Genomic DNA, 23338 nt, shown 5'->3' with positions numbered 1-23338 from the left:
CCCTTACGCCGAACTCAAACGACAGCTTGACAATACGCACGATGTACTTATCGAAGTGCCTCACAATGCGAGGCTGCCAACGGATGCTGACACTTTGGTAGCGCTCCCCTTGGCAGTGGGTACTCCCAAGTTAGATGGACAAAGTACATGCAAACAAAGCCGGATTACCGATATTGCAGAGTGGGTAGATATTCTCCAGCACGTTGTCAACTCATAGACGCAGGTTAACGAACGAGGAAATGACATATTTTTTCAAGACAAAATCCAGAAAAGTAACATCAACGACTTAACGACACCCTCACGCATTGCATGCTATGCACCAGTCAGTTTCCTACTGGTGATTATCAAATGTTTTACCAACATACGATTGAATGGCTGCAATCGATTCGAAGATGACAGTAAAACCCATGCAAATAGCCATCTTGCCTTTCCTAAAACCTGAACCTGAAACTGAAACCGCCACAATCACTCTAATCGCTTTGGACAGCACCAGCGCCACTCGCTCAATGTGCGTCACCTTCATCAACCAGAGCTTCGATTGAAAGCGCGTGGATATCTGTCTTCATCATCGAGCCCAACGCCGCATAAACTGCACGGTGCCGAGCAAGCAGCGTTTTTCCAGCGAACATGGGCGTGACAATCAGAACGCTGAAATGACCACGGCCATCACGCGCACCAGGATGACCAATGTGGCGATCGCTTTCGTCTTTCACCTCCAACCGAGACGGCGCAAAAGCATCTTGAAGGGCGATCTGAATCCGTTCGACCGGGTTCACAGCCACACCTCACCACACAGATACACTCGGCTTCCTACCGTGACACAAGGATCTGTGTCGGCACAAGCAGTGACCTCCCACAACCAAGAAAACCAGACGATGACCGTACTGCCACTAAACCCAGCTGACCACAACTCGCCCACATCGACCGCAGGAGACGGACCAACAACCGTCAAATACTTGGGCTCAAGCAGCACCTGCAAACACTGAAAATTTACAAACCTCACACGGCACTCTGCCTTCGCAGCATCGGTACCGCCCTCAACCCCGATCACGTACCACATGCAATGCTCCTCGCACTTCGAACAAACCGACGATTCATTGCAACGCTCCGGCTCCAAACACTGCTGGACACCGGACCGGCAAGCGAATTACTCTTGGAACAATGATACGCAGCCACGGACAGCGGTTCTGCCAGTCCCGCCAAGAATTAGAAGGCACCTACGAATGATCAACGCGCTATGCGATGCTGGCGCGGAGTATTCCAGGAAATCCTGTTTTGCCTCCAGGTGGGAAAATATATCGTTTGTGCATTCTCAGCAGCGCGCTGCAAGCGGTGCCGCCTAGGATCGCAACAAACCTCATATGATGATAAACCGGATCGAAACCGCAACCGGCCACTGCAACATCCAATAGCAACCCGATGAATTCAGAACGCGCACCAGCCGCGAATCCACCAACACCGACACCAGTACCACAACAGCAGGAAATACCGCTGGCAATGGTACATGGCCAGCCCGTGCTGCAGATCCCTCAAGATCTGTATATCCCCCCGGATGCACTGGAAGTCATTCTCGATGCATTCGAGGGTCCACTGGACTTGCTACTGTATCTGATCCGCCGCCAGAACCTAAATATCCTGGACATTCCGGTTGCCGAAATCACCCGGCAATACGTTGACTATATTAACGTGATGCAAGAACTGCGCTTTGAGCTGGCCGCTGAGTATCTGGTCATGGCAGCCATCCTGGCCGAAATCAAATCACGAATGCTTCTGCCACGTCCCCCCAACGCCGAGAGCGAGGAAGGGGAGGACCCGCGTGCCGAATTGGTACGTCGCTTGCAGGAATATGAACGCTTCAAACAAGCTGCCGAGGATCTGGACGCTCTACCCCGCCTGGACCGTGACAGCAGCTCAGCACATGCCTTTGTTCCAGACCAAACCACGGTACGGATACCACCCCCGGTCAACATGAAGGAACTGCTGCTAGCACTACGCGACGTACTCAAGCGTGCCGAACTGTTCAGCGGCCACGCCATCCGGCGCGAAGCGCTGAGCGTACGCCAACGCATGGGCGATATACTGGCCCATCTGGAAGACGGTAAGTTCCACCATTTCACAGCACTGTTCACCGCTGAAGAAGGCAAACTTGGGGTACTGGTGACATTCCTGGCACTCCTGGAACTGGCTAAAGAACAGCTGTTGGACATCGTCCAGGAAGCCCCGCTAGGCCCGATCTACGTGAAATCCCTGGCCGCCCATCACCACACCAACGGACCGCTACAGCTCTCCAGCGAGTTCGACAACAGCCATTCCACCCATGCCCCCCCCTGAAGCCGATACCCACCTGGATTTGACGTTGATCACCCGCATCGTCGAAGGTGCATTGCTAGCCAGCAATCAACCGCTCACACTGGCACAACTGCACGCTTTATTCCCAGACGACACACCAGTACCGCCAGATAGCATCGAGCGTGCCCTAGAACTGCTACACAATGCCTGTGCTGAACGCAGCGTGGAACTCGTGGAAGTAGCCTCCGGTTTCCGTTTCCAACTCAAGACAGACGTGCATGCTTGGGTCACACCGCTATGGACAGAACGCAAGACCAAATACTCTCGCGCCACACTTGAGACCTTAGCCCTGATTGCCTACCGCCAGCCAATCACCCGTGGCGAAATCGAGCAAGTACGTGGTGTAGCGGTCAACAGCAACATCATTCATGCATTGGAAGAACGCGAATGGATTCGCGTTGTCGGCCACCGCGACGCACCTGGCAAGCCAGCATTGTTCGGTACCACCAAAGCATTTTTAGATTACTTCGGACTTAAACGGCTGGACGAACTACCACCACTGGCAGATCTGAAAGACATTGGCGAATTGGAGCCACAATTGCCGCTAGACAGCAACAATCGACACACCTCCCAGAGCCAGATTCAAACGGACGATACTCCCGCAGAATCTAACGACAACAACACAAACAACACATCGGTATCAGACACCACAGCACCCCCACCGAACATCTCTCCCCAATTAACCCAAGATGTGAATACCAATATAGAGACCACCATTACCACCGATAGCACCTCCAGCAACCGACCATCTGCGGATACCGAAGCCCCAGACATCGCAACGGACCTAGTAACAACCAACGTTGAAAACCACAACGCCTCCCCCTTCTCCCTCGAAGACGTACCGGGTAACAACGTGACAACCCCAAACCAACAAGAAGACAACGCCATCACGACAACGTCTATAGCCGATCACTACACTGACTCAGATTCAGAAATCGACACAGACGCCGCCGGACGGAGCCTTACCCCATGAGTAATACCCCACATAAACCGCCATCGAACACACTTTCACTCAAACGCGAGACAGCCACCGAAGTACCAAAATTGGAGGAGCGCCTCCACAAGGTTCTTGCCCAGGCTGGTCTGGGTTCGCGCCGTGCACTGGAACAACGCATCGCCAACGGACTGATCAAGGTTAATGGCGAAATTGCACAGATCGGCATGTCCGTCAAAAACGGTGACAAAATCGAACTGGACGGCCGCAGCTTCGTCGCCAGTGCACTCACCGAGCCAGCACGCGTGTTGATCTACAACAAGCCCGAAGGCGAAGTGACCACGCGCGAGGATCCAGAGGGACGCCCCACTGTGTTCGAAGCCCTACCCACACTCAAAGGTGCGCGTTGGATCGCCATTGGCCGCTTGGATATCAATACCACTGGCCTGCTGCTGCTCACTACCGACGGTGAACTCGCCAATGTGATGATGCACCCCTCATCCGAAATCGAACGCGAATACGTCGTACGCGTGCGCTCCCCCGAGGGAGAAGAACATGTGCGAGACGACCTGGTCGAACAATTGACACGCGGCGTCGTGCTAGAAGACGGCACAGCAAAATTCGACACTATCGAACGAATCGGCAACACCGATTCACACGACTGGTTTCGTGTTGTGGTCAAAGAAGGCCGCAACCGCGAAGTACGCCGGCTTTGGGAATCGCAAGGCTGCCAGGTCAGCCGCCTCAAACGTACCCGTTATGGTTCTGTACTCCTACCACGCGAACTACTGCGGGGCCAGTCGACCGAACTCACCAAGACGCAAGTGGAAGCACTGCGTACCCAACTGAAACTCGAAAAAGACATGCCGTTAGCACTCACCTTGCAACCGGTCATCGGCCAACGCCGTTCAACCAAATCCACACTGCACGTGAATCGCAACGACAACAGCAGATATGCCTACCTCAACAACCACAGCACCGCCGATGAAAGCCGTGAGCTGCGTCGCTTCGACACCCTGCGTGATGACCGAGGTCGCGGCCAAGGTAAGAACCATTTCAAAGATAGGCTGACCGTCAGTGGGGAAGTCGCCGCCAAACAAGCACAAAAACCCTTCAAACACTACAAGCCCAAGGGCGACCATTCGCTATCGGAAGGCAACCCGGCAACGTTCCACAGCTGGTACGTCCCCGAAGGTGTCAGCACCGGCCCCCGTAACCACCGCAACGCTGGTGCCGGCTCCAACAAAAAAAGCCCAAGCCCCTACAACACTCCTGGACAACAAGGACGCAAGCCCCCATACAAATACGCCAACAATGCACCTAACTTCCCCTCCGACCACGCGACTCCAAGCTTCAGCCCCTACGGCAACACTGGTCCGAGAGGAGGCATCGTAGGCCAACCCAACAACAGCGGTAGCAAATACAACCGCAATCGGCGGCCAAGATCCCCGTAATCGTTCAATGCTCCTAGTGCCGCTGCAACATCCCACGTATTCACCACCACTCCCCTCGGTTGCAAACGCTTGAAACCATAATCAATCACCGCCGCATGACTTTACATTCCGAAAGATCAATGCGGATCAATGAAGCCAAAGTACCTGGAGCGCCTGCACATCCTGCCTGATCACCATGCCCCTCTACACGTGCGAACACACTGACAACCATGTAAGCCCAGGAGGGGCGGCATTAAAGCTGCTCATGGCAATTGATCGCATCGATCAGGAAAACCACCCACGGGAAAATCGCTATAGCGGCGCACCGCACCTAACAACAGCGACTCCGCCCTCATGTCCGTCAATCATCACGCGACAGTGATCCTAACGCGATCATCAGGTATTCGGCTTGCAACCCGCGACTGACGGGCGCGGCTGCACACGCCGTACAACATTACTTTGGACGGATTGGCGCGGTTTAATGACGAAATTGCCAAAACCGATACCAACATCAATACCACTACCAGTCCCGCCCAGGGACAACGACGCATCCCCCTTAGTCACCAACTGGATACCACCAGATTTAACAATGCCGATATGCGCCTCTGCGCCACCATAGGTGCCGAACACATCCTTGATGTTGTAGATCCCAAAAAACTTGCCTTTACCACCGATGAACTTGTACTTACCAAAAGTCAGCCCCCCCCCCTTAGCGCTAATCGTGACTGGAACCACCATGCCATTAGCGCATGTCACCGTACCAATGCCGCTCGCCGTCTTATAGAACACCGACCAACCCGCCAAGTTAAAGCGCAACTTACAACCCATGTCTTCTACCGCTTTGGCCTGCGGCGTCAATAAAACCGCGCTCAAGGCCGCGGCCATGGCCCAATACTTGAGATGCATGATCGGTATTCCAATGGACAATGGCGCTGACTGTAACAGCGCATCCACCTTGGAGATGAGATACGCACAAGTGCCCATTCAGCAATTGATCACCGATCAACACCGGGCCTTTCCAATGCAAATGCATCCGCATCCAGCATTGCCGGGAAACACGCACGGTGTTCTACCAGCACCTGTGCAGACATTGTCGTAGTCACCACCTGTTCACGCCCGTGGATCTCCAATTGCGGCTGACCAAAAACATCGATCACCGCACTGTCCCCGGCATAGTGCAACTGATTACCATCCACCCCCACCCGATTGACCCCAACGACGTAGCACAGGTTCTCGATCGCCCGGGCACGCAGCAAAGTTCTCCAAGCATCAGCCCGCACCGCCGGCCAATTAGCAACAAACAGTTGCACATCAAAATCAAGCTGACCAACACGCTCGACGTCATAGCGATTGCGGCAGAACACCGGAAAGCGCAAGTCATAGCAGATCTGCGGATTGATCCTCCACCCCTTCCATTCCACAACCAAGCGCTTACACCCAGCAACATAACGCTGCTGCTCGTTCGCATAGCGGAAGAGGTGACGCTTATCGTAAGTCTGCAACGTTCCATCCGGAGCAGCCCATAACAACCGATTGAACACGCCCTCAGACGTACGCAGCTGCACACTTCCCGTCACCACAGCCCCCAGAGACACCGCCTGCTCAAGGATCCAAGCGACCGTCGGACCATCCATCCCCTCGACACCCTCAATGGCATCGTTAGAAAAACCACTGGTGAAGGTCTCCGGCAACACCGCCACATCAGTGACGCCCGCCAGAGGAGCTAACAGAGCACCATAGTAACGACGGTTACCAACCGGGTCATGCCACCGGGTATTGCCCTGGACAAGCGTGATACGCAAATCCTGCATGCTGTCCTCCCAATCAAAGCCGTTGCAACCGCTCGACCGCCGCCGCCAAAGTCATGTCATGTTTAGCAAAACACAGCCGTACCAAACGTTGACCGGCTGGAACACTCTCATAAAACGGCGATAACGGAATCGAGACCACCCCTTTCTCCACAGCCAACCATCTCGAAAATTCCACATCCGACCCATCACTGACCGCTGCGTAATCAACCAACTGAAAATAACCACCCGACACCGGTAGCGGCGTCAACTTCGTTGTCAGCAACTGCTCACGGAAACAATCGCGCCTCGCCTGATAGAACAAGCCAAGCTGCTCCTCGTACCCGGGCTGCTCGCGCATCATCACGGCAAACGCATGCTGTGCCGGGCCAAAGCTGGTAAACGTGTTGTATTGATGAACTTTACGAAACTCTGCACTGAGCAGCGGCGGTGCAATCGCGTAACCAATCTTCCATCCGGTGCAATGATACGTTTTACCGCAACTGGAAATCACCCAAGCACGCGCACGCAACTCCGGCCACCGCAACACCGATTCATGGCAACGCCCATCGAACACGATGTGCTCGTAAACCTCATCGGACAGCAGAAAAATCCCAGTGCCATCCAACAACGCCGCCAAGGCCCGCATATCCTCGGCTGAAAACATGGCCCCGGATGGGTTATGCGGACTGTTGATGATCAAGAGCCGAGTCTTTGAAGTGATCGCCCCACGCACCCGTTCCCAATCCACCGTAAAGTTCACCGCGTCCAATGGCACATGCACCGCACGGGCACCCGCCAACACAATCCCCGGCTCATAGCAGTCATACGCTGGATCAAGCACAATCACCTCATCGCCAGCCCGCACCACCGCATGGATCGCATTGAAAATCGCCTCGGTAGCGCCACTGGTGACCGTGATTTCAACATCAGCATCCACCTGCGCACCGTAGCAGCGCAGCACCTTCGCAGCGATCGCCTGACGCAACGCAGCCACACCGATCATCGGCGGGTACTGATTGTGTCCCTGACGTACCGCATCCTCCAACGCCTCCAGCAACCGCAATGGCACCGGAAAATCGGGAAAACCTTGGCCTAAATTGACCGCGCCATACTCATCTGCCAACTGCGACATCACGCTGAATACAGTAGTCCCCACACCAGGTAACTTCGTCGTGATCTGCATGACGGGTGCGTATCTCGTCGGAATATGTAAGAGCGACGAGTGTACTGAATGTGCATCATGGTACGGCCGCATGTGCTGCAAAACGCACCGTGCGTATCGCCGCCGCCCCTATACCATCCCCATGCCGCGATACACCGCATGCCCCGTGTTTTTCAATCCCACCACCCGATGATCGATCTACCATCCTCCGCACCACCCCTGCTGGCTGCGCATCCCATGACCGACTCGCACAACGCAACACCCATCCTCAGCCCACGCGATGTCCACATCAAGGCTGGTGCAGCCATCGTCATACAGAGGGAATCAACGGGATCGGTAAAACCACCCTAGCCGGGCTCCGGCCCAGCGATCACGGGTACATCAAGAGCAACAGACAACACACCACAGCTACGGAAGGCCGCCACTTCATCGCCTACATGAGCCACCTCCCAGGACTGAAACATGACCTGTCAGCGCTGGAAAATCTGCACTTGCTGAGCACCTTGCACAGCGGCCACCCCACACGGACACCAGATGACGCATTCGCCCCCGTCGGTCTGGCAAACGACGGAGAGACACTGATCCAGCAACTGCCAGCCGGTCAGAAAAAGCGCCTCATACTTACCCGACTGTGGCTATCACCAACACCGTTGTGGCTGTTAGACGAACCCTACGCCCACCTGGATCCGGATGGCATCACCCTCGTCAACCACATGATCTTTGTACACCTTCACAACGGAGGCGGCGCACTCCTCACCACACCCGATGCTCATCCCACACTTCCAGTGCCCACCCACCTGATTCACTGAGAGCACTTAGAGAAAGCCACATGAGCGCGCCTATCCCCGACCTATGCACCCGGCACACCTCATCTACCATCGTCACCCGAGCACTGTGCCTGCTGTGACGTCAGCGCACCAATGCCGTGCAACCCATATTATTTGCACTGTTGATGGCGATACTGTTCGCCCTCGGCCTTGGTGCAAAGCCACAGTCACTGGCACACCCGGCCCCAACAGTGCTGTGGATCGCTGCTCTACTCGCAGGCTTGGTGTCGCTGGATACGTTGTTCAGCGCCGACGTTGAGGACAGCACCATAGAACAATGGCTGCTCTCACCCGTCCCACTGACCTGGCTGATCACCGTGCGGGTGGCATGCCACTGGACAGCCAGTGTGCTACCGCTGATCGCCATCACCCCGTGACTGGCACATTGCTACGACGACCCCAGGAACAACTGCCCATATTGCTAGCATCGTTGGCATTGGGCACGCCGCTCCTGAGCCTGCTCGGCACTGTCGTCGCCGCACTGACCGTCACGATGCAACGCACTGGCATCCTCGTCGCACTGCTGGCCTGACCGCTTTACCTCCCGGTACTCGTGTTCGGTAGCGGCAGCATCACCGCCACCGTGCAAGACCAGGACGGTACGAGTGCGCTGTTACTCCTTGGCACCGGCTTGGCTCTGGGTGTGGTGCTGGCACCACTGACAGCCACCACCGCAATCCGTATCTCACTCAGTTAAAGAACCGTTGTTGATGCAGCCTTGTCCGTGGACTCCATCGGCTTAGCTCACCGCCGACCTTTGATCAGTGCGCCGCCCGCTGGGCACCATCGTGCTATTTCACTGTGCTGGCACTGATAGCCCCCGCACTCTGGCAGGCAAGGGTCGTATTGCCGCCAGAGCAGTACATAGGCGAAACCGTGCACATCCTTTGCACTAGGGTCAGGCACTGCGCCTGCTAGGCACATCAAGCATTTACAACATGACCACGTTGTGGTTGATGCTGGCAACAACCACGTGCTGGTTCCTTGGCGCGCTGCTCAGTCGCACCCGTGCCGAAAACCTATACTCGAATGCCAACCAACATTGGGCGAGTGAACGCCTGGAGTCGCAGTGATGACCCACCTACCCTATGTCATCGGCGCTTATGCCGTATTCGTGCTCATCCTGCTGTGGGATTTGCTCGCAGTACGCCGGCAACGACGCACTGCACAGCGACGTGCCCAGATGGAACAGCATCGTCTACGCGAGCGCCACAACACGCCTGCTATCGACAACACACTCATAGGATAAATACATACCGCCGCTGCTGCTGACGGCCGCAGCGGCAACCACGCTGACCATCATGGCGCTGCAACGCCCGCTCACCTATCTGTACATGCCATCGGACGTATTGCGTGGCGACGCCGGCCAACAGATACGTTTCAGGCGCGGCAGCATGGTCGCAAAGGATTCATTGCAGCGCACCTGCGGTATGCTGGAAAACCGCTGCAGCGTCACCGCTGGCAACACACCCCTGCAGGTGCGTTATGTCCCCATCCTCCCAGACCTCTTCTAAGAAGGCCAAGCGGTGACCGCGACCGGCCAGATATAGCAGGCGTCTTTGTTACCGAAACCATATTGGCGCAGCACAACGAGACCTATACACCAAAGAAAGTGGGCAGCAAGATGCCAACAACGCAGCGCCAGCACACCATCCTGGACACCCCCATCCCAGAAGCAGCGCCTTAAATGGCGCCACACCACCGCAGCGTTGTGGTAGTCATGCTTCCCCAGATTCACGCTCTGACGTAACGGCTGGCACGCCTGCTGCACTCCTTAATCACGCACTGCACCCCCATTCACCACGACACCGCATGCTGCCTGAATTTGGCCAGATCCTGCTGATCCTCGCTCTGCTGCAGGGACTGCTTGCCTTGGGTGGCGCAGCGCGCGGACACGTTGACTGGATGGACGGCACACGCCCGGCAACCTAGGTTCACCTGGGTTTAGTGGCCGGCGTATTCACGCCGCTCACCCATGCGTTCCTCGTCAACAACTTCTCAGGGCAGTATGTCGCCGCGCACTCCCATTCACTGCGACCAAAGGTTCTAACGCTATATCGCCGTGGGGGATGCACACGAAGGATCGCTACTGTTATGGATGTTGCGATTGGCATGATGGACCGCCACCGTTGTCTTGTATTCGCACACACTCCCAGCAACGCTTGAGCGCACGTCTGCTTGGCGTGCTGGCTGATTCCTCACATGGATTGTATTGACCTCCAATCCATGCGCACGTCTGCTACCTGCCACGTCATAGGGTCATGACCTCAATCCACTGTTGCAGGATCCCGGGATGATGGTGCACCCGCCCCGGTGATATGCAGGCGACATCGGTTTCGCAGTGCCATTCGTGTTTGCCGTCGCGGTGCTGCTAGAAAGGCGGATAGATCCAGCCTGGCGACGCTGAAGCTGGCCCTGGAGCCACATCGCATCGGAACGGCTGCCCCGGGGCATCGCGCTTGGCAGCGGGTGGGTGTACTACGCACTCGGTCGGGGAAGCTGGTGATTCTGGGATCCTGTGGAAAACGCCAGCTTCATGCCTTGGCTGGTCAGTGTGGCACTCATGCATTCTCCAGCGATCACCGCCACACGCGGCAGCTTCACGCACTGGACGCTGCTGCTGGCAAGCACCACATTTGCATTGGCACTGCTCGGCACATGTGCACACATAGGCGTGTTGACCTCGGTACACAGCTTTACCACCGACCTAGTACGTGGAGCATTTATTCTGGTGTTCATGGTGACATTGCTGGGCGGTGCATTGTTGCTGTATGCACAGTGTGCGCCGCAGCTGGCCCCTATCACGATTGATGTGCAGCAACGCTTTACAGCGGTCTCACGCAAAATGCTGCTGCTGGTCAACAACCTGTTGCTGAAAACCCGATGGCAACGCGAACAACCCTCGAAACCACTGGCGCTGCTAACACCGTGGGCCGCACTAGCACTGGCCGCAGCAGGCCTGGCCGGCATCGCGGCACCGTTAGAAAACCATGCTCAGCGTGGCCGCAACGGCATGGGTACTGCTGAGGACACTGCGCTGCATCTGGTTGCACTGGCACACTACCCGATCACGCCCCAACGCCAGTACGCTGGGCATGGTCTTGGCACAATCGGCATATTCACTGGCGCTCTGTTGGTTGCAACACGCCGCCTGCAACGCGAAGTCGCCCTCACCCTCGGCCACATCACCTTGCGCTTTGACGCTCTGTTCGAATACCAAGGCCTACACTCCTTGGTTGACCGCACGCCGTTGAGCTTGCAACGCGACGGACGGCCACCACGTACCCTGACGACGGAGCAACGCCGCGATGCCGGTAGTGGCCCAGTCATGACCGAAGCCGGTCTCCGTGCGCAGCGATGTTTACGTTGTTCTGGGAGCATCACGCGGCGATGGAGCATGGGTAATTCAGGCACACTACAAACCGTTCGTCCGCTGGATCTGGCTGGGCGCAGCACGAATGCCCTGGGTGGGCTGATCGCTGCCGCCGATCGCCGGTTCCGCCATCACCCGGAGTCCTCGCATGTCTGATTCACCCCGCCGCTTACCCGTCCCCCTCCTGTTAGCCGGTGCCATTGCATTGCTGATCCTGATCGCACTGCTCACCTTCGCCGTCATGCGCTCCTGGGATACAGCACGCGACCAAGTATCCTCAGCACTGATCGGAAAATCGGCACCAACGTTCTCACTGCCACTGCTGCACGATCCCTCAATGGAAATCAGCAGCACCGATCTGGCCGGTGCCCCCTATCTGCTCCACATCTGGGGCAGTTGGTGTGCGGCCTGCACCGCCGAACAGCCGGTACTGACTCAGTTCGCACTGAGCAAGCGCGTGCGTGTGATCGGCTACAACTGGAAAGACCGGCGGGAAGATGCACTACAGTGGCTCGAGCAGTTGGGCAATCCGTATCTACTCGTGGTGTCAGATGCGGAAGGAAAAACCGCCATCGATTGGGGCGTGACCACGGCACCAGCAACATTCTTAATTGATGGACGTGGCATCGTGCGCTGGAATCATAGCGGCGCTCTAAATCAGGACATGATCGAACACAAGCTGTTACCGGCACTCGCCGACATCGAACGTTCACCGACCGCCGCACCAGCATTGCATCCAGCACCATGAAACACACGCTTGCACTCCTGCGGTGTACGGCCATGCCTGTTGCCATTTCGGCACCACTGATCAGTGATCCAACACCACTGCACGATCGCGATACCATGCGAAGGAACCACGTTTTCACACCTGCACCGCAAAGCAGCGCTGTGTGCCCCGTCTTCGCACACCCCCAGCTCGTCAACATCTGTGGCCGTGATCGGCCCCCCTAAAGTAAACGCCGCTACAGAGCGTCTTTGATAACAGCATCCACCTGATACCAAACCAGACACGTTCAAACCTAAAGCGGGTAGAAGAACCTGCCCATCTATCACGCAACAGTCATGCTCAGCCACACACCAAAACCCTAGCGTGTGCTCCGGTGACAGTGGTTCTGCCAGCAACAAAGCCGGTGGCACTCACACTCCAGCATTGCGATGGGAAAATCTGCCGCAGCTCGTCGCACAGGCAGCACCCTCTGAACGTCTTACTTACTCGAGCTGCTTTCCTCTCGCCCCCCTGCTCCGACATCAAACGTCAGGCAACATGGGTGCACCGTCGGCGATATGAGGATCCCCAACCACCACGGTGCACAACAACCACACATCCCACATTGGGTGAGACACACCTCACTCAATACTTAGGTAGCCACATGGCTAGAATTCTGCAATGACCGAATTTATCCCTCCAGGCAGCCGGTTCCATGCGCTTTCCTCTCCATTCCCGATGAAGCGTGGCGGACACCTGCACGGCGCCCACATCGCCTACGAAACATGGGGCCGGCTGAATGCCAGCGCCACCAATGCCGTGCTGATCGTGACTGGCTTGTCACCCAATGCCCATGCCGCACGCCATAACAGCAACCCTGAACCAGGGTGGTGGGAGTCGATGCTGGGTCCAGGTAAACCCATCGACACAGACCGTTGGTTTGTGGTCTGCGTCAATTCGCTAGGCAGTTGCAAAGGATCTACCGGCCCTGCGTCGCTCAACCCCATCACGAATGCTACATATCGTCTGGACTTTCCCGAACTTTCGATCGAAGACGGTGCCAATGCCGCCATCGAAGTCGTGCATGCGCTCGGCATCGACCAGCTTGCCTGCCTGATCGGCAATTCAATGGGGGGGATGACCGCGCTAGCCATCCTGCTGTTACATCCCGACATCGCCCGCCGTCACATCAATATTTCCGGCAGTGCGCAGGCATTACCGTTTTCGATCGCTATCCGCTCGCTGCAACGCGAAGCGATCCGCTTGGACCCCAATTGGAAAAGTGGTCACTACGACGATACCCATTACCCAGAGTCGGGGCTGCGCATGGCACGCAAACTCGGTGTAATCACCTACCGCTCAGCGCTGGAATGGGACGGACGCTTCGGCCGGGTACGCTTGGATTCGGATCAAACCAACGACAATCCCTTTGGACTGGAATTCCAAGTCGAAAACTACCTGGAAAGCCATGCACGCCGCTTCGTGCACACCTTCGACCCGAATTGCTACCTGTACCTGAGCCGCTCGATGGACTGGTTTGATGTAGCCGAGTACGCCAATGGGGACATCCTTGCAGGACTCGCCATGATCCGCATCCAACGTGCCCTGGCTATCGGTACCCATACCGACATCCTCTTTCCAGTACAGCAGCAAAAACAGATTGCCGAAGGGCTGCGCCGCGGTGGTACGCAGGCCACATTCCTGGGCCTTGACTCGCCGCAGGGGCATGATGCGTTCCTTGTGGATGTCGAGGGATTCGGCCCCCCAGTGAGGGAATTTCTGGACGCATTGTGATGCGTGACGCTGGAAGGTGCCTGCTCGGATTTGGACCGACGTAGTCACCAGTGCGCTGCAGCGAATCCTGGGTCTCTGCAAGCGCAACGATGCACTGATCCACGCGTGGCTCACCGCTGCCCCTGAGCACGATGCGAACATAGATCATCGCATCCAGTGTCTCCCTCTGTGATTCACGCCTGTTGTCCACTTAGATCGCGCCAGGGCGAGCAAGGACCAGACCGCGTACCCAGTGGTGTCGAGTGGTTGGTTCACCATGCCGCACTTGGCAAACATCCGCTGTCTGCGTGCAGGTTTAGCAATGACAGCGTCACGCCGTGCCAGCTACAGCAGGGCGTTGAGATCTGATGCTTCTGTCTGAGCGGTGTGGGGGAACACCACGCCAGACAGCGAGACATGGCTGCATCCATGCCGTGTTCGGCGACCATTGTGGCCAGCATCGCCGCCAGGGTCATTCCCGCAGGCAAGGAAAGAAATCACTTCCATCCCCCCTCAATCTCCACCGCTGGCGGCACGCCAGCTATGCCAAAGTTGCTGTAATGGCGATGGATTGCCGTGCTGACCAAGCACTTGGCGATGTAACCGCAACCGCATCAGACGCGACCAGATCCGGTGCGGCCGTACCAGTGTTGGCTTAACAGGCCACGCCGCAAGCAGTTGTGCACGCCACGCCGCGATACTGACTCCTGCAGGCGCCGCGGCCGCGCCAATCGCCCGGTGACGCGCATCCAACCATTGCAATGCAAGTGCACGTCTGTCGGTACCCTCGATACGCGCAAACGCTACAGCCTCCACCGCAGCAACGGCTTCCACCAGCGGCTGCAATGGCAATAATGCCTGCTCAAATGAATCAGGACGCCGGCGCGCCACCTGCACCGCCGGCAGCGCATCCGCTAACACGGCCCAGGGTGCACGTACCGGCTCCAACAACCGCCCGAGCGGATGCCGCGAGCGCTGCGCAGCCCAGTCAATCAGTTCCTGCTGCCACCACGCGAGCTTGGCATCGGCTGGCAGCGGGTCGCCAGCGACATTCATGACATCTTCGAACTCTTGCAGCAGGGTGAACCATGCCATCACCAGACGCCGCTGCGGTTCAGGGATAAACAGTTCAGCCACTGACCACTCCGGCCAGCGGTCCAACCACTTGTCCAGGAAACTATCCAAGGCACTGGATCGACTCACCGCCGGTACACAGTCAGACAATGCTCAAGTGCCGGGCCAGGCATCAGGCTGACTCAACACCTGTGGCTGTCCAGCCACACCATCTGCCTGCCAAGTCCTTGGGTTGTCTTCATGCGGCCGATAGCCCCACAGTGCAACCACCGATGGCATCCCCGCCGCACGTGCAGCAAGGATGTCGCACACATCGTCACCCACGTAAACACACTCCCCAGGCATCACGCCGATACGTTCGGCGGCGGTCAACAACGGTAATGGATGCGGTTTACGCTGCGCCAACGTATCGCCCCCGATGAGCACGGCACAGCGAGAGGCCCATCCCAGTAACGGCAAGATCAGTCGCGCTAAAAACTCTGCCTTGTTAGTGACAATCCCCCACACTGTCCCCGCGCGCTCCAGGGCATCCAGCATCACCTCAACACCATCAAACGGACCCGAGGCGCTACCAATCAGTACCTCGTAGCGCTGCAGAAACTCCGGCACCAGCCCCTGGAGCGCTGCTGCATCCAGTTCTGGGAAGGCCACAGTGATGATCGCGTATGCACCTTTGGAGACGACCGGACGTAACTGCGCTAATTTGAGCGGCGCACGGCCACGCGCCGCCAACATCGCGTTGGCAGTCGCGAGCATGTCCGGGGCGCTATCGAGTAACGTGCCATCCAAATCGAACAACACCGCGCGCGGGAACTTCGTCCTGGACAACACATTAAGCGGCATGGGGACTCTCCGGACGGATCGCGCAGGCAAGATAATTGACTTCAGTACGCGATGTGAGCCGTGCACGATTGCGCCACGGCTCGTACAGCATGCCGCTGACATCTTCCAAATGCAGCCCAGCGTGACGCAACCAAGCCGCCAGTTCAGCCGGCCTGATGAAGTCTTTGTATTGATGGGTGCCCTTAGGCAACAGGCGTACTACATACTCAGCACCCACCACGGCCAGCATGAACGCGGCCAGGGTTCGGTTAATCGTGGACAGAAAGAACCTGCCTCCAGGCTTCAACAGGCGCGCGCAGGCCTCCACAATTGCATGCGGATCGGGGACATGTTCAAGCATCTCCATGCAGGCGATCGCATCAAACTCAGCTGACTGTTCAGCCGCCAATGCCTCGACCGCCTGTATTCGATAATCCACCTGGACACCCGATTCCACACCATGCAGCCGGGCCACCTCGATCAGTTTCGGAGCCAGGTCAATCGCGGTGACCTGTGCACCTTGGCGCGCTAACGCCTCACTGAGCAGTCCTCCGCCACAACCGACATCAAGCACACGGGCACCAGACAGCGGCACACGCGCCGCCATGTAGTCCAAACGCACCGGATTCAACGCATGCAATGGCTTCTGCGGTCCATCAGGATCCCACCAACCACTCGTAAAGGCAGCAAACTTGTCCAGTTCACTCTGGCGGTAATTTTTGGAAACGCTGTCATCAGAGGAAGGCATGGCGAATCTCCGTGAAACGGTACGCAGGATTCAAGCGCGGATGGCGCGGATGCGCTCGCGCCACTGGCGCGCCTTAGCGACCAGGCCAACCACATCAATGTCAATGAGTTCACGCTGCACCAATTTGGGCCGCCCGGCAATCCACACGTCACTGACGTGCTGACGACCTGCGGCGTAAACCAGCTGCGAGAGCACGTGGTGCAACGGTTGAGTCTCGAGCGCCGCAAGGTCCACGCAGATCAGGTCGGCCTGCTTGCCAACCTCAATCGAACCAATCACATCGCCGAAACCGAGGGCGCGGGCACCACCCAAGGTCGCCGCACGCAACGTGGTGGCCGCGTCCAGCGCGGTAGGATCGTGAGCAACAGCTTTCGCCAAGAGAGCTGCAATGCGATTTTCGCTGAACATGTCCAGATCATTGTTACTGGCACAACCGTCCGTGCCAATGGCAAGGTTCACCCCGGCACGCTGCAATGCGAAGGCCGGGCAAAAACCGGAAGCCAGTTTGAGATTGGATTCCGGACAATGCACCACACTGACACCGGCGGTGGCGCACAACTGGATCTCAGCATCGGTCAACTGCGTCATATGCACCGCAATCAAGCGATCATTGACCACACCAAGCCGATGCAATCGCGCCAGCGGACGCTGGCCATATTGTTTGATCGAGTCGGTAATCTCCTGCGCCGTCTCGTGAGTATGCAGATGCACGGGAACATCGAGCTGATCGGCCAGCAGGCGCACCCGCTCGAAATTCGCATCGCTCACTGTATATGGTGCATGTGGCGCAAACGCGGTACCGATCAATGCATCGTCACGCCACTGGTCATGCAACTCAATCGCACGGGCAAAGTACTCGTCGTCGCTGTTGGCCCAGGCCGTCGGGAAATCGATGATCACCGCACCGACCAGGGCGCGGAAACCGTGCTGTTTATAGACTGCCGCCTGCACATCAGGGAAAAAATAGTTTTCGTTCGCGCATGTGGTGCCGCCGCGCAGCATCTCGGCAATGGCCAGGGCGGTGCCATCACCAACGAACTCTGGCCCGATGACCGCTGTCTCCACCGGCCAGATGTGCTGTTGCAGCCATGTCATCAGTGGCAGGTCATCGGCCATACCACGCAGTAGCGTCATCGGATTATGAGTATGCGCGTTGACCAATCCCGGCAATAACGCGGCGTCAGGGCGGCTGACCGTCCGCGACGGAGCAAAGCGTACCCGCGCCTCAGCGATCGGCAGCACACCAACGATGCCACCATCACGGACCGCGACCGCATGCTGTTCTAGCACGATGGCATGTGGCTCGATCGGGACCACGTAGCCAGCCTCAATCAGCAAGTCACAAGGTTCAGAAGGGGGATGCGCAGTGGTCATGACAATGTGGGGCAGAGGGTGATGTAGGAGGACTTAGCCATGTCTGTGAAACGAGCGCCAGCCATTGCAGATCCCATATCGGCTGACATCGCACTTTGTGGAGGCTACCACACACAGTCAGCCGCCAAGGAACAGGGTTATTTCACCCGCGAGACGTACTCCCCAGAACGGGTATCGACCCTGATCACCTCGTCTTGATTCACGAAGAGCGGCACACGCACCACCGCACCGGTCTCTAAGGTAGCCGGCTTACCACCGCCGCCGGACGTGTCACCACGCAACCCCGGATCGGTTTCGATGATCTTCAGCTCGACGAAGTTTGGCGGCTGCACCCCAATCGGAGTCCCATTCCAGAGCGTCACCACACACGCTTCCTCACCTTTGAGCCATTTTTCAGCACCGCCCATACCGTTTTTGTCGGCTTGAACTTGCTCGAAGGTTTCCTGTTGCATGAAATGCCAGTGCTCACCATCGCTGTACAGATACTGCATGTCAGTGTCCACAACGTCAGCTGCTTCAAGTGAATCGGTCGATTTCATGGTGAGTTCCTGTACACGACCAGACTTGATCAGACGGTACTTCACGCGAGTAAAGGCTTGGCCCTTACCGGGCTTCACATATTCAGTGTCAGTGATCACTGCGGGTTCGGCGTTGACCAGGATCTTCATCCCGTTCTTAACATCGTTCATGCCGTAACTGGCCATGCTGAAGCTCCTCGATTAAACAAAAAAACCGCCGCGGCAGGAGAAGCGAGCGGATACAATGCGGGAGCCCACCGGGAACGGCGAGGGTTTTCCCAACGCAGCATGATAACCGCAGCCTCTCGTCCCTTACAGCCATCCTCCGCCAGTCCATTGCCGCCGCCACGCTGGCAGCAGTTATGGCGCGAGGCCGTGCGCGACCCACGCGAGCTGCTTGCACTGCTAGAACTTGATCCCACATCGGCCGGCATGAGTGAGGCGGCTGCAACCCAATTCCCGCTGCGTGTCCCACGAGGGTTCGTGGCGCGGATGCGCCCTGGCGACCTAAACGATCCGCTACTACGCCAAGTGCTGCCAATTGACGCGGAACAGCGCCAGATCGCCGGCTTCGGTGTGGATGCTGTCGGCGACAGTGCCGCCAGACGCGCAACTGGGATCATCCATAAATATCGAGGGCGCATCCTGCTCATCGCCACTGGCAGTTGCGCGGTGCACTGCCGCTACTGCTTCCGGCGGCACTTTCCCTACGCTGAGGACACGGCCTCACATAACCGCTGGCAGGAAACGGCAACATTACTCAGGGCTGATCCATCCATTGAGGAAGTGGTGTTGTCCGGCGGCGACCCACTGTCGTTGTCTACCGCCAAGCTGGCCGAGCTGACCGACGCGCTGCGCGGCATTCCCCACCTGCGGCGCCTACGCATCCACAGCCGGCTGCCGGTGGTCCTTCCCGAACGGGTCGACACACCACTGCTCGATTGGCTCAGGGATCTTCCCTGGCCCGTAGCCTTCGTGATTCACGCCAACCACGCCAACGAATTCGACACCAGTGTGGACGCCGCACTAGCCGCACTGCGCAATGTCGGAACACAGTTACTCAACCAAGCCGTCCTGCTGCACGGCGTCAACGACACCATCGATACACTGGCCGCATTGAGCGAACGCAGCTTTGCCGCCGGGGTATTGCCGTACTACCTGCACCAGCTCGACCGCATCGCCGGCACCGCCCACTACGAAGTCGAGGACGCGCGTGCACGTGCACTGCACGCTGAGTTAGCCGCGCGCCTGTCGGGTTATCTGGTGCCACGCTTAGTACGCGAAGTCCCTGGTGACAGCAGCAAACGCCCATTGTAAAAGGCATCAATGCAGCCACTCGACACACAGATGTTGGCTGTCCATCGTCTGGATTACGCAGAGTGATGCCATCCCAATCCTGCCCGTCGTGGAGGATGAGATCGAGCACGATCCCCAACTGCCCCAACGATCTATTGGACATCGCTACGCACCTATTGACTCCTACATTCTTATTCACTCGACCCCTAACACCCCTGCCCCTTAATGCAGCAACGCCGCCTGACGAAACACGCGAGGCCATGACACAGATCATGTCTCGAACTTGCGCCCTAGCATGGCGATGCGCTGGACATCGGAGAGCACGCCGCGAAGCAGCCTCACTTCCTTCTCGGTCAGTTCGGCCTTGGCAAACAGGCGACGCAACTTGCGCATGGCCGATTCCGGTGCGCGTCCCTTGTGAAAATCGATCTCATCCAAGGTTTGATTGAATTGGCCGAACAAACCTTCCAAGTGTGCGTGACTGGCGGGTGCTTCCCGGAATGCTGAGAGTGAGTGGATTGGCGCAGAGATCGCATCGAGAAAAGCCAAACGCATCTCGTAGGCCAAGATCTGCACGGCTGCCGCCAAATTCAGCGAACTGAAGGCCGGATCAGCGGGAATATGCACCGCGGCATGGCAGAGCTGGAGCTCCTCGTTGGTCAGTCCGGTGCGCTCGCGCCCAAACAGCAACGCGACTTCACCGCCCTTGTCAATTTTCGCCAAGATCCGGGATGCCGCCACTGTTGGACGCAGCTCCTCAAGCGCAACGCGGCGCGCGCGCGCCGTACATCCCAGCACAAATGTGCAATCGGCGACGGCATCGGCCAGCGCCGTATGCACCGGCGCGGTTTCAAGGACATCCTCAGCCCCCGCCGAACGCCGGTACGCATGTTCATCAAGTCGGCATTCGGGTGCAACCAGCACCAAACGGGATAACCCCATGGTCTTCATCGCACGGGCAGCGGCACCGACGTTGCCCGGATGCTGAGTACCAACAAGGACAAAACGGAGATGCAGGAATGCAGACATCAGCAATACACCAAAGAAGATCAACCCTGCATGGTAAACTCAGCAACTGGCAACGCACTGCATTGTTCTCACCCTTTTTCAACCGTCCGTGCTTCTGGACTTCACGAGAGCCTCTAGGCATGCAGAAACCCGCCGTCAACATCATGGTCAAAGCCGCCCGTTCCGCCGGCAACGTCTTATTGAGGCACATTAATAAGCTGGAAACGCTGCAAGTCGTACAGAAAACCCTCATGGACTATGCCAGCGACGTGGATGCGATGGCCGAAAAGGTCATTGTCAAGGAACTCAAGCGCGCTTATCCGGAGTACGGCCTCCTTGGCGAGGAAGGCGGGTTACAAGGGAATGGCCGGATCATGTGGGTGATTGATCCGCTGGACGGTACGAGCAACTACTTGCGTGGCTTCCCGCATTACTGCGTATCGATTGCATTGGTCGAGAACGGTGAACCTACAGACGCCGTCATCTTCGACCCACTGCGCAACGAACTGTTCACCGCCAGCCGCGGTGCTGGCGCCGTACTCAATGAACGCCGCATCCGCGTAGCGAACCGTAAGGACCTGAACGGCACAATCCTGAACACTGGCTTCTCGCCACGTGAACGCAGCCGTGCCAATGCACAACTGAAATGCGTGGATGCATTGCTGATGCAGGCTGAAGACATCCGTCGCACTGGTTCGGCCGCACTGGACTTGGCCTACGTCGCGTGCGGCCGCACAGACGCCTACTTCGAGGCTGGGGTGAAGGTTTGGGACGTCGCTGCGGGGATGCTATTGGTACGCGAAGCCGGAGGTTACGTGTGTGACTTCAAGGGCGCCGATGCACCCCGCATGGATGACAAAGGCCCGGAGAGCTGCCACTTGGTCGCAGGCAATATCAAAGTGGCTCATGCCCTGCAAAAAGTCATCGTAAACAGCGGCTACGCGCGTGAGTTTGATCCGAAACGCTGAGCAGACATACCTCCTCTGCGAGCCGGCTAAGGTTTGTATGCAAGCAATCACCTCCCCTCTTATTCCCCGTGCCAGACAGCATCCAAACTGGCCTGTGTGGCTTCGGCACGCAACGCTGTGTAGAGGGGTCCCAACGCTACAACCAGGGACTGTTCTTTGCGCTCCGTCGAGATAGCTACACACCCACCCATGTGGCGCTAACGATACAGCAGATAAGAGCAGTCGCAGCACATACAAACACAGGTCTCAAGAAAGCTCAGCAAAAAACGCAGCGGCGCATCTCAAGCTGCATCTGAGCACATCAACATCACGACAAGGCAATACGGCTAGACTGGCACACATCTCTCATAGTCGTGAGGGTCTGTGCTTTTGGGCGTTTTATTCAGCCATCCCAAACCGACAGAACCTATTAGAAACACAATGGCTCAACATTTCAGGTTAGGGATTGGACTCACCGCATGGCGGTGGAACTGGCTGAGCTAAAAATTTTCAGGAAGAAACACGGTTGCTAATGGCAGCACAATGTTCCGATGCAGGATGGACGCCGAAGACATGATGCAACAGGTTCAGCAGCTTCCCACCTATCTTTCACTGTCTAATCGCCGAGGTCATCACCAAAAATATAGACACTAGTTACAACACTTTAGTTTTTAAGCAGCTCAAAATATGCTTTGGCCTTTGATGTTACGCGCCAAGAAAAGTAGTGATATCGCACTGTAAAAATCTCAGTACCCCGCCTTGGAAGCACATCGACTCCTCAATACCAATGGTGTGACTTGCCTAAGCGCTGCGACCACTGACAAACGATCTACACACGCATGAATCAATGAGCATCGCCTGGCATCCTAGATCGAGCCTTCGAGCCACTCCAGCACGTGCAAGTCATGTAGATCGAGATCCAGACTGTGTCGCTAAAGAGTATCAGTCTGAAGATGCATCCGGACGACACCGGCACACCTCCTCAAACAGTCCATCGGGCTAGCGGCACATTGCATGATGGGTGGAACACCAAGCATCACCTCCTCACGGCGGACATGCGCGCGCTATTACCTGCTCTCTAGCGCTTGGACAAGCACACGATGTGTTGGAAAGTAGTAAGTTGCTGTTGCTCAGCGGTTTTGGCTACAGAATCACCTGTTGCACGTGCTCATGAACCGCGCCGATGCAGGCGAGCAAGTCCGCC

22 protein-coding genes and 3 pseudogenes are annotated in these 23338 nt (G+C 57.1%); 13 read left to right on the top strand and 12 right to left on the bottom strand.

Annotation, left to right across the window (positions count from 1 at the left end; genetic code table 11):
* Window positions 1-331: 331 nt before the first annotated feature.
* Genes PLS229_RS04225 through PLS229_RS04215 form a run of 3 tightly spaced genes read right to left on the bottom strand, consistent with a single transcriptional unit; the run spans window position 332 to window position 1060 of the window.
* Entirely contained in the window at window positions 332-523 is a 192-nt protein-coding gene (locus PLS229_RS04225) for a hypothetical protein (RefSeq protein WP_152536626.1), read from the bottom strand.
* Window positions 504-776, bottom strand: coding sequence for a BolA family protein (locus PLS229_RS04220; protein ID WP_038271449.1), 273 nt, complete (start codon window positions 774-776; stop codon window positions 504-506). Before PLS229_RS04220 ends, PLS229_RS04225 begins: the two co-directional genes overlap by 20 nt.
* Window positions 773-1060, bottom strand: coding sequence for a YciI family protein (locus PLS229_RS04215; protein ID WP_051482334.1), 288 nt, complete (start codon window positions 1058-1060; stop codon window positions 773-775). The genes PLS229_RS04220 and PLS229_RS04215 overlap by 4 nt, the downstream gene beginning before the upstream one ends.
* Before the next feature lie 359 nt (window positions 1061-1419).
* On the opposite strand from PLS229_RS04215, the gene PLS229_RS04210 reads away from it, so the two are divergent.
* Genes PLS229_RS04210 through PLS229_RS04200 form a run of 3 tightly spaced genes read left to right on the top strand, consistent with a single transcriptional unit; the run spans window position 1420 to window position 4737 of the window.
* Window positions 1420-2331 carry a segregation and condensation protein A gene (locus tag PLS229_RS04210; RefSeq protein WP_038271411.1) on the top strand — a complete coding sequence of 304 codons (912 nt, stop codon included), beginning with the start codon at window positions 1420-1422 and terminating at the stop codon, window positions 2329-2331.
* A 13-nt stretch (window positions 2332-2344) separates the two neighbouring features.
* The gene (scpB, locus tag PLS229_RS04205) at window positions 2345-3322 is read left to right on the top strand and encodes an SMC-Scp complex subunit ScpB (RefSeq protein ID WP_038271447.1); all 978 of its coding nucleotides are present in this window, start codon (window positions 2345-2347) and stop codon (window positions 3320-3322) included.
* Window positions 3319-4737: a pseudouridine synthase gene (locus tag PLS229_RS04200; RefSeq protein WP_038271410.1), complete on the top strand. Its 1419-nt coding sequence runs from the start codon at window positions 3319-3321 to the stop codon at window positions 4735-4737. The genes scpB and PLS229_RS04200 overlap by 4 nt, the downstream gene beginning before the upstream one ends.
* A gap of 375 nt (window positions 4738-5112) precedes the next feature.
* On the opposite strand, the gene PLS229_RS04195 is transcribed toward PLS229_RS04200, so the two are convergent.
* From PLS229_RS04195 to PLS229_RS04185, 3 genes are all read right to left on the bottom strand, one after another.
* Window positions 5113-5622, bottom strand: coding sequence for a hypothetical protein (locus tag PLS229_RS04195; RefSeq protein ID WP_038271446.1), 510 nt, complete (start codon window positions 5620-5622; stop codon window positions 5113-5115).
* Between the two features lie 89 nt (window positions 5623-5711).
* Window positions 5712-6527, bottom strand: coding sequence for an amidohydrolase (locus tag PLS229_RS04190; RefSeq protein WP_038271409.1), 816 nt, complete (start codon window positions 6525-6527; stop codon window positions 5712-5714).
* A 13-nt stretch (window positions 6528-6540) separates the two neighbouring features.
* Window positions 6541-7689, bottom strand: coding sequence for a pyridoxal phosphate-dependent aminotransferase (locus PLS229_RS04185; RefSeq protein ID WP_038271408.1), 1149 nt, complete (start codon window positions 7687-7689; stop codon window positions 6541-6543).
* Between the two features lie 168 nt (window positions 7690-7857).
* Between PLS229_RS04185 and ccmA the strand changes: the two are divergent.
* The 8 genes and pseudogenes from ccmA to metX all read left to right on the top strand — a co-directional run bounded on the left by ccmA (window position 7858) and on the right by metX (window position 14368).
* Window positions 7858-8477: pseudogene (gene ccmA, locus PLS229_RS04180) on the top strand (heme ABC exporter ATP-binding protein CcmA).
* Between the two features lie 116 nt (window positions 8478-8593).
* Window positions 8594-9192, top strand: a pseudogene (locus PLS229_RS04175) (heme exporter protein CcmB).
* Between the two features lie 241 nt (window positions 9193-9433).
* Complete coding sequence (locus PLS229_RS12430) at window positions 9434-9568, top strand: hypothetical protein (RefSeq protein WP_267903175.1); 135 nt, start codon at window positions 9434-9436, stop codon at window positions 9566-9568.
* Entirely contained in the window at window positions 9568-9744 is a 177-nt protein-coding gene (ccmD, locus tag PLS229_RS04165; protein WP_069636214.1) for a heme exporter protein CcmD, read from the top strand. Before PLS229_RS12430 ends, ccmD begins: the two co-directional genes overlap by 1 nt.
* Window positions 9745-9796: 52 nt before the next feature.
* A pseudogene (locus PLS229_RS04160) lies at window positions 9797-10182 on the top strand (cytochrome c maturation protein CcmE domain-containing protein).
* A gap of 876 nt (window positions 10183-11058) precedes the next feature.
* Entirely contained in the window at window positions 11059-12024 is a 966-nt protein-coding gene (locus tag PLS229_RS12175) for a cytochrome c-type biogenesis CcmF C-terminal domain-containing protein (RefSeq protein WP_230428501.1), read from the top strand.
* Window positions 12017-12616 (top strand): DsbE family thiol:disulfide interchange protein, encoded by a 600-nt coding sequence (locus tag PLS229_RS04150; RefSeq protein WP_038271407.1) that lies wholly within the window; start codon window positions 12017-12019, stop codon window positions 12614-12616. The genes PLS229_RS12175 and PLS229_RS04150 overlap by 8 nt, the downstream gene beginning before the upstream one ends.
* A gap of 639 nt (window positions 12617-13255) precedes the next feature.
* Window positions 13256-14368 (top strand): homoserine O-acetyltransferase MetX, encoded by a 1113-nt coding sequence (gene metX / locus PLS229_RS04145; RefSeq protein ID WP_038271406.1) that lies wholly within the window; start codon window positions 13256-13258, stop codon window positions 14366-14368.
* 492 nt (window positions 14369-14860) lie between these two features.
* Here metX and PLS229_RS04140 read toward each other — a convergent pair whose 3' ends face one another.
* The 5 genes from PLS229_RS04140 to efp all read right to left on the bottom strand — a co-directional run bounded on the left by PLS229_RS04140 (window position 14861) and on the right by efp (window position 19069).
* Window positions 14861-15550 carry an isoprenoid biosynthesis enzyme family protein gene (locus PLS229_RS04140; protein WP_038271405.1) on the bottom strand — a complete coding sequence of 230 codons (690 nt, stop codon included), beginning with the start codon at window positions 15548-15550 and terminating at the stop codon, window positions 14861-14863.
* Window positions 15551-15574: 24 nt separating this feature from the next.
* On the bottom strand, window positions 15575-16264 hold the full coding sequence (locus PLS229_RS04135; protein ID WP_038271404.1) for a phosphoglycolate phosphatase: 690 nt from the start codon (window positions 16262-16264) through the stop codon (window positions 15575-15577).
* Complete coding sequence (gene ubiG, locus PLS229_RS04130; protein WP_038271403.1) at window positions 16254-16991, bottom strand: bifunctional 2-polyprenyl-6-hydroxyphenol methylase/3-demethylubiquinol 3-O-methyltransferase UbiG; 738 nt, start codon at window positions 16989-16991, stop codon at window positions 16254-16256. Before ubiG ends, PLS229_RS04135 begins: the two co-directional genes overlap by 11 nt.
* Before the next feature lie 30 nt (window positions 16992-17021).
* Window positions 17022-18365, bottom strand: a complete 1344-nt coding sequence (locus PLS229_RS04125; RefSeq protein WP_038271402.1) for a TRZ/ATZ family hydrolase — start codon at window positions 18363-18365, stop codon at window positions 17022-17024.
* A gap of 137 nt (window positions 18366-18502) precedes the next feature.
* Complete coding sequence (gene efp, locus PLS229_RS04120; RefSeq protein ID WP_038271401.1) at window positions 18503-19069, bottom strand: elongation factor P; 567 nt, start codon at window positions 19067-19069, stop codon at window positions 18503-18505.
* Between the two features lie 102 nt (window positions 19070-19171).
* On the opposite strand from efp, the gene epmB reads away from it, so the two are divergent.
* On the top strand, window positions 19172-20200 hold the full coding sequence (gene epmB / locus PLS229_RS04115; protein ID WP_038271400.1) for an EF-P beta-lysylation protein EpmB: 1029 nt from the start codon (window positions 19172-19174) through the stop codon (window positions 20198-20200).
* A gap of 249 nt (window positions 20201-20449) precedes the next feature.
* On the opposite strand, the gene PLS229_RS04110 is transcribed toward epmB, so the two are convergent.
* Window positions 20450-21208 (bottom strand): RNA methyltransferase, encoded by a 759-nt coding sequence (locus tag PLS229_RS04110; RefSeq protein ID WP_038271443.1) that lies wholly within the window; start codon window positions 21206-21208, stop codon window positions 20450-20452.
* Window positions 21209-21327: 119 nt separating this feature from the next.
* Here PLS229_RS04110 and PLS229_RS04105 point away from each other — a divergent pair, with 119 nt between their 5' ends.
* Window positions 21328-22155 (top strand): inositol monophosphatase family protein, encoded by an 828-nt coding sequence (locus PLS229_RS04105; RefSeq protein ID WP_038271399.1) that lies wholly within the window; start codon window positions 21328-21330, stop codon window positions 22153-22155.
* Window positions 22156-23338: the final 1183 nt, after the last annotated feature.

Origin of the sequence: Xylella taiwanensis, from assembly GCF_013177435.1 — a bacterium.
Classification (GTDB): Bacteria; Pseudomonadota; Gammaproteobacteria; order Xanthomonadales; family Xanthomonadaceae; genus Xylella; species Xylella taiwanensis.
The sequence above is the reverse complement of the archived record's forward strand: the minus strand, read 5'-3'. Positions and strand labels throughout refer to the sequence as shown.

Bases quoted from the DNA above. Each gene is read 5' to 3' on its own strand.
- PLS229_RS04225 (WP_152536626.1), bottom strand. From the start codon at position 523: ATGAAGGTGACGCACATTGAGCGAGTGGCGCTGGTGCTGTCCAAAGCG.
- PLS229_RS04215 (WP_051482334.1), bottom strand. From the start codon at position 1,060: ATGTGGTACGTGATCGGGGTTGAGGGCGGTACCGATGCTGCGAAGGCA.
- PLS229_RS04210 (WP_038271411.1), top strand. From the start codon at position 1,420: ATGAATTCAGAACGCGCACCAGCCGCGAATCCACCAACACCGACACCA.
- PLS229_RS04200 (WP_038271410.1), top strand. From the start codon at position 3,319: ATGAGTAATACCCCACATAAACCGCCATCGAACACACTTTCACTCAAA.
- PLS229_RS04195 (WP_038271446.1), bottom strand. From the start codon at position 5,622: ATGCATCTCAAGTATTGGGCCATGGCCGCGGCCTTGAGCGCGGTTTTA.
- PLS229_RS04190 (WP_038271409.1), bottom strand. From the start codon at position 6,527: ATGCAGGATTTGCGTATCACGCTTGTCCAGGGCAATACCCGGTGGCAT.
- PLS229_RS04185 (WP_038271408.1), bottom strand. From the start codon at position 7,689: ATGCAGATCACGACGAAGTTACCTGGTGTGGGGACTACTGTATTCAGC.
- PLS229_RS12430 (WP_267903175.1), top strand. From the start codon at position 9,434: ATGACCACGTTGTGGTTGATGCTGGCAACAACCACGTGCTGGTTCCTT.
- ccmD (WP_069636214.1), top strand. From the start codon at position 9,568: ATGACCCACCTACCCTATGTCATCGGCGCTTATGCCGTATTCGTGCTC.
- PLS229_RS12175 (WP_230428501.1), top strand. From the start codon at position 11,059: ATGCATTCTCCAGCGATCACCGCCACACGCGGCAGCTTCACGCACTGG.
- PLS229_RS04150 (WP_038271407.1), top strand. From the start codon at position 12,017: ATGTCTGATTCACCCCGCCGCTTACCCGTCCCCCTCCTGTTAGCCGGT.
- metX (WP_038271406.1), top strand. From the start codon at position 13,256: ATGACCGAATTTATCCCTCCAGGCAGCCGGTTCCATGCGCTTTCCTCT.
- PLS229_RS04135 (WP_038271404.1), bottom strand. From the start codon at position 16,264: ATGCCGCTTAATGTGTTGTCCAGGACGAAGTTCCCGCGCGCGGTGTTG.
- ubiG (WP_038271403.1), bottom strand. From the start codon at position 16,991: ATGCCTTCCTCTGATGACAGCGTTTCCAAAAATTACCGCCAGAGTGAA.
- PLS229_RS04125 (WP_038271402.1), bottom strand. From the start codon at position 18,365: ATGACCACTGCGCATCCCCCTTCTGAACCTTGTGACTTGCTGATTGAG.
- efp (WP_038271401.1), bottom strand. From the start codon at position 19,069: ATGGCCAGTTACGGCATGAACGATGTTAAGAACGGGATGAAGATCCTG.
- epmB (WP_038271400.1), top strand. From the start codon at position 19,172: ATGATAACCGCAGCCTCTCGTCCCTTACAGCCATCCTCCGCCAGTCCA.
- PLS229_RS04110 (WP_038271443.1), bottom strand. From the start codon at position 21,208: ATGTCTGCATTCCTGCATCTCCGTTTTGTCCTTGTTGGTACTCAGCAT.
- PLS229_RS04105 (WP_038271399.1), top strand. From the start codon at position 21,328: ATGCAGAAACCCGCCGTCAACATCATGGTCAAAGCCGCCCGTTCCGCC.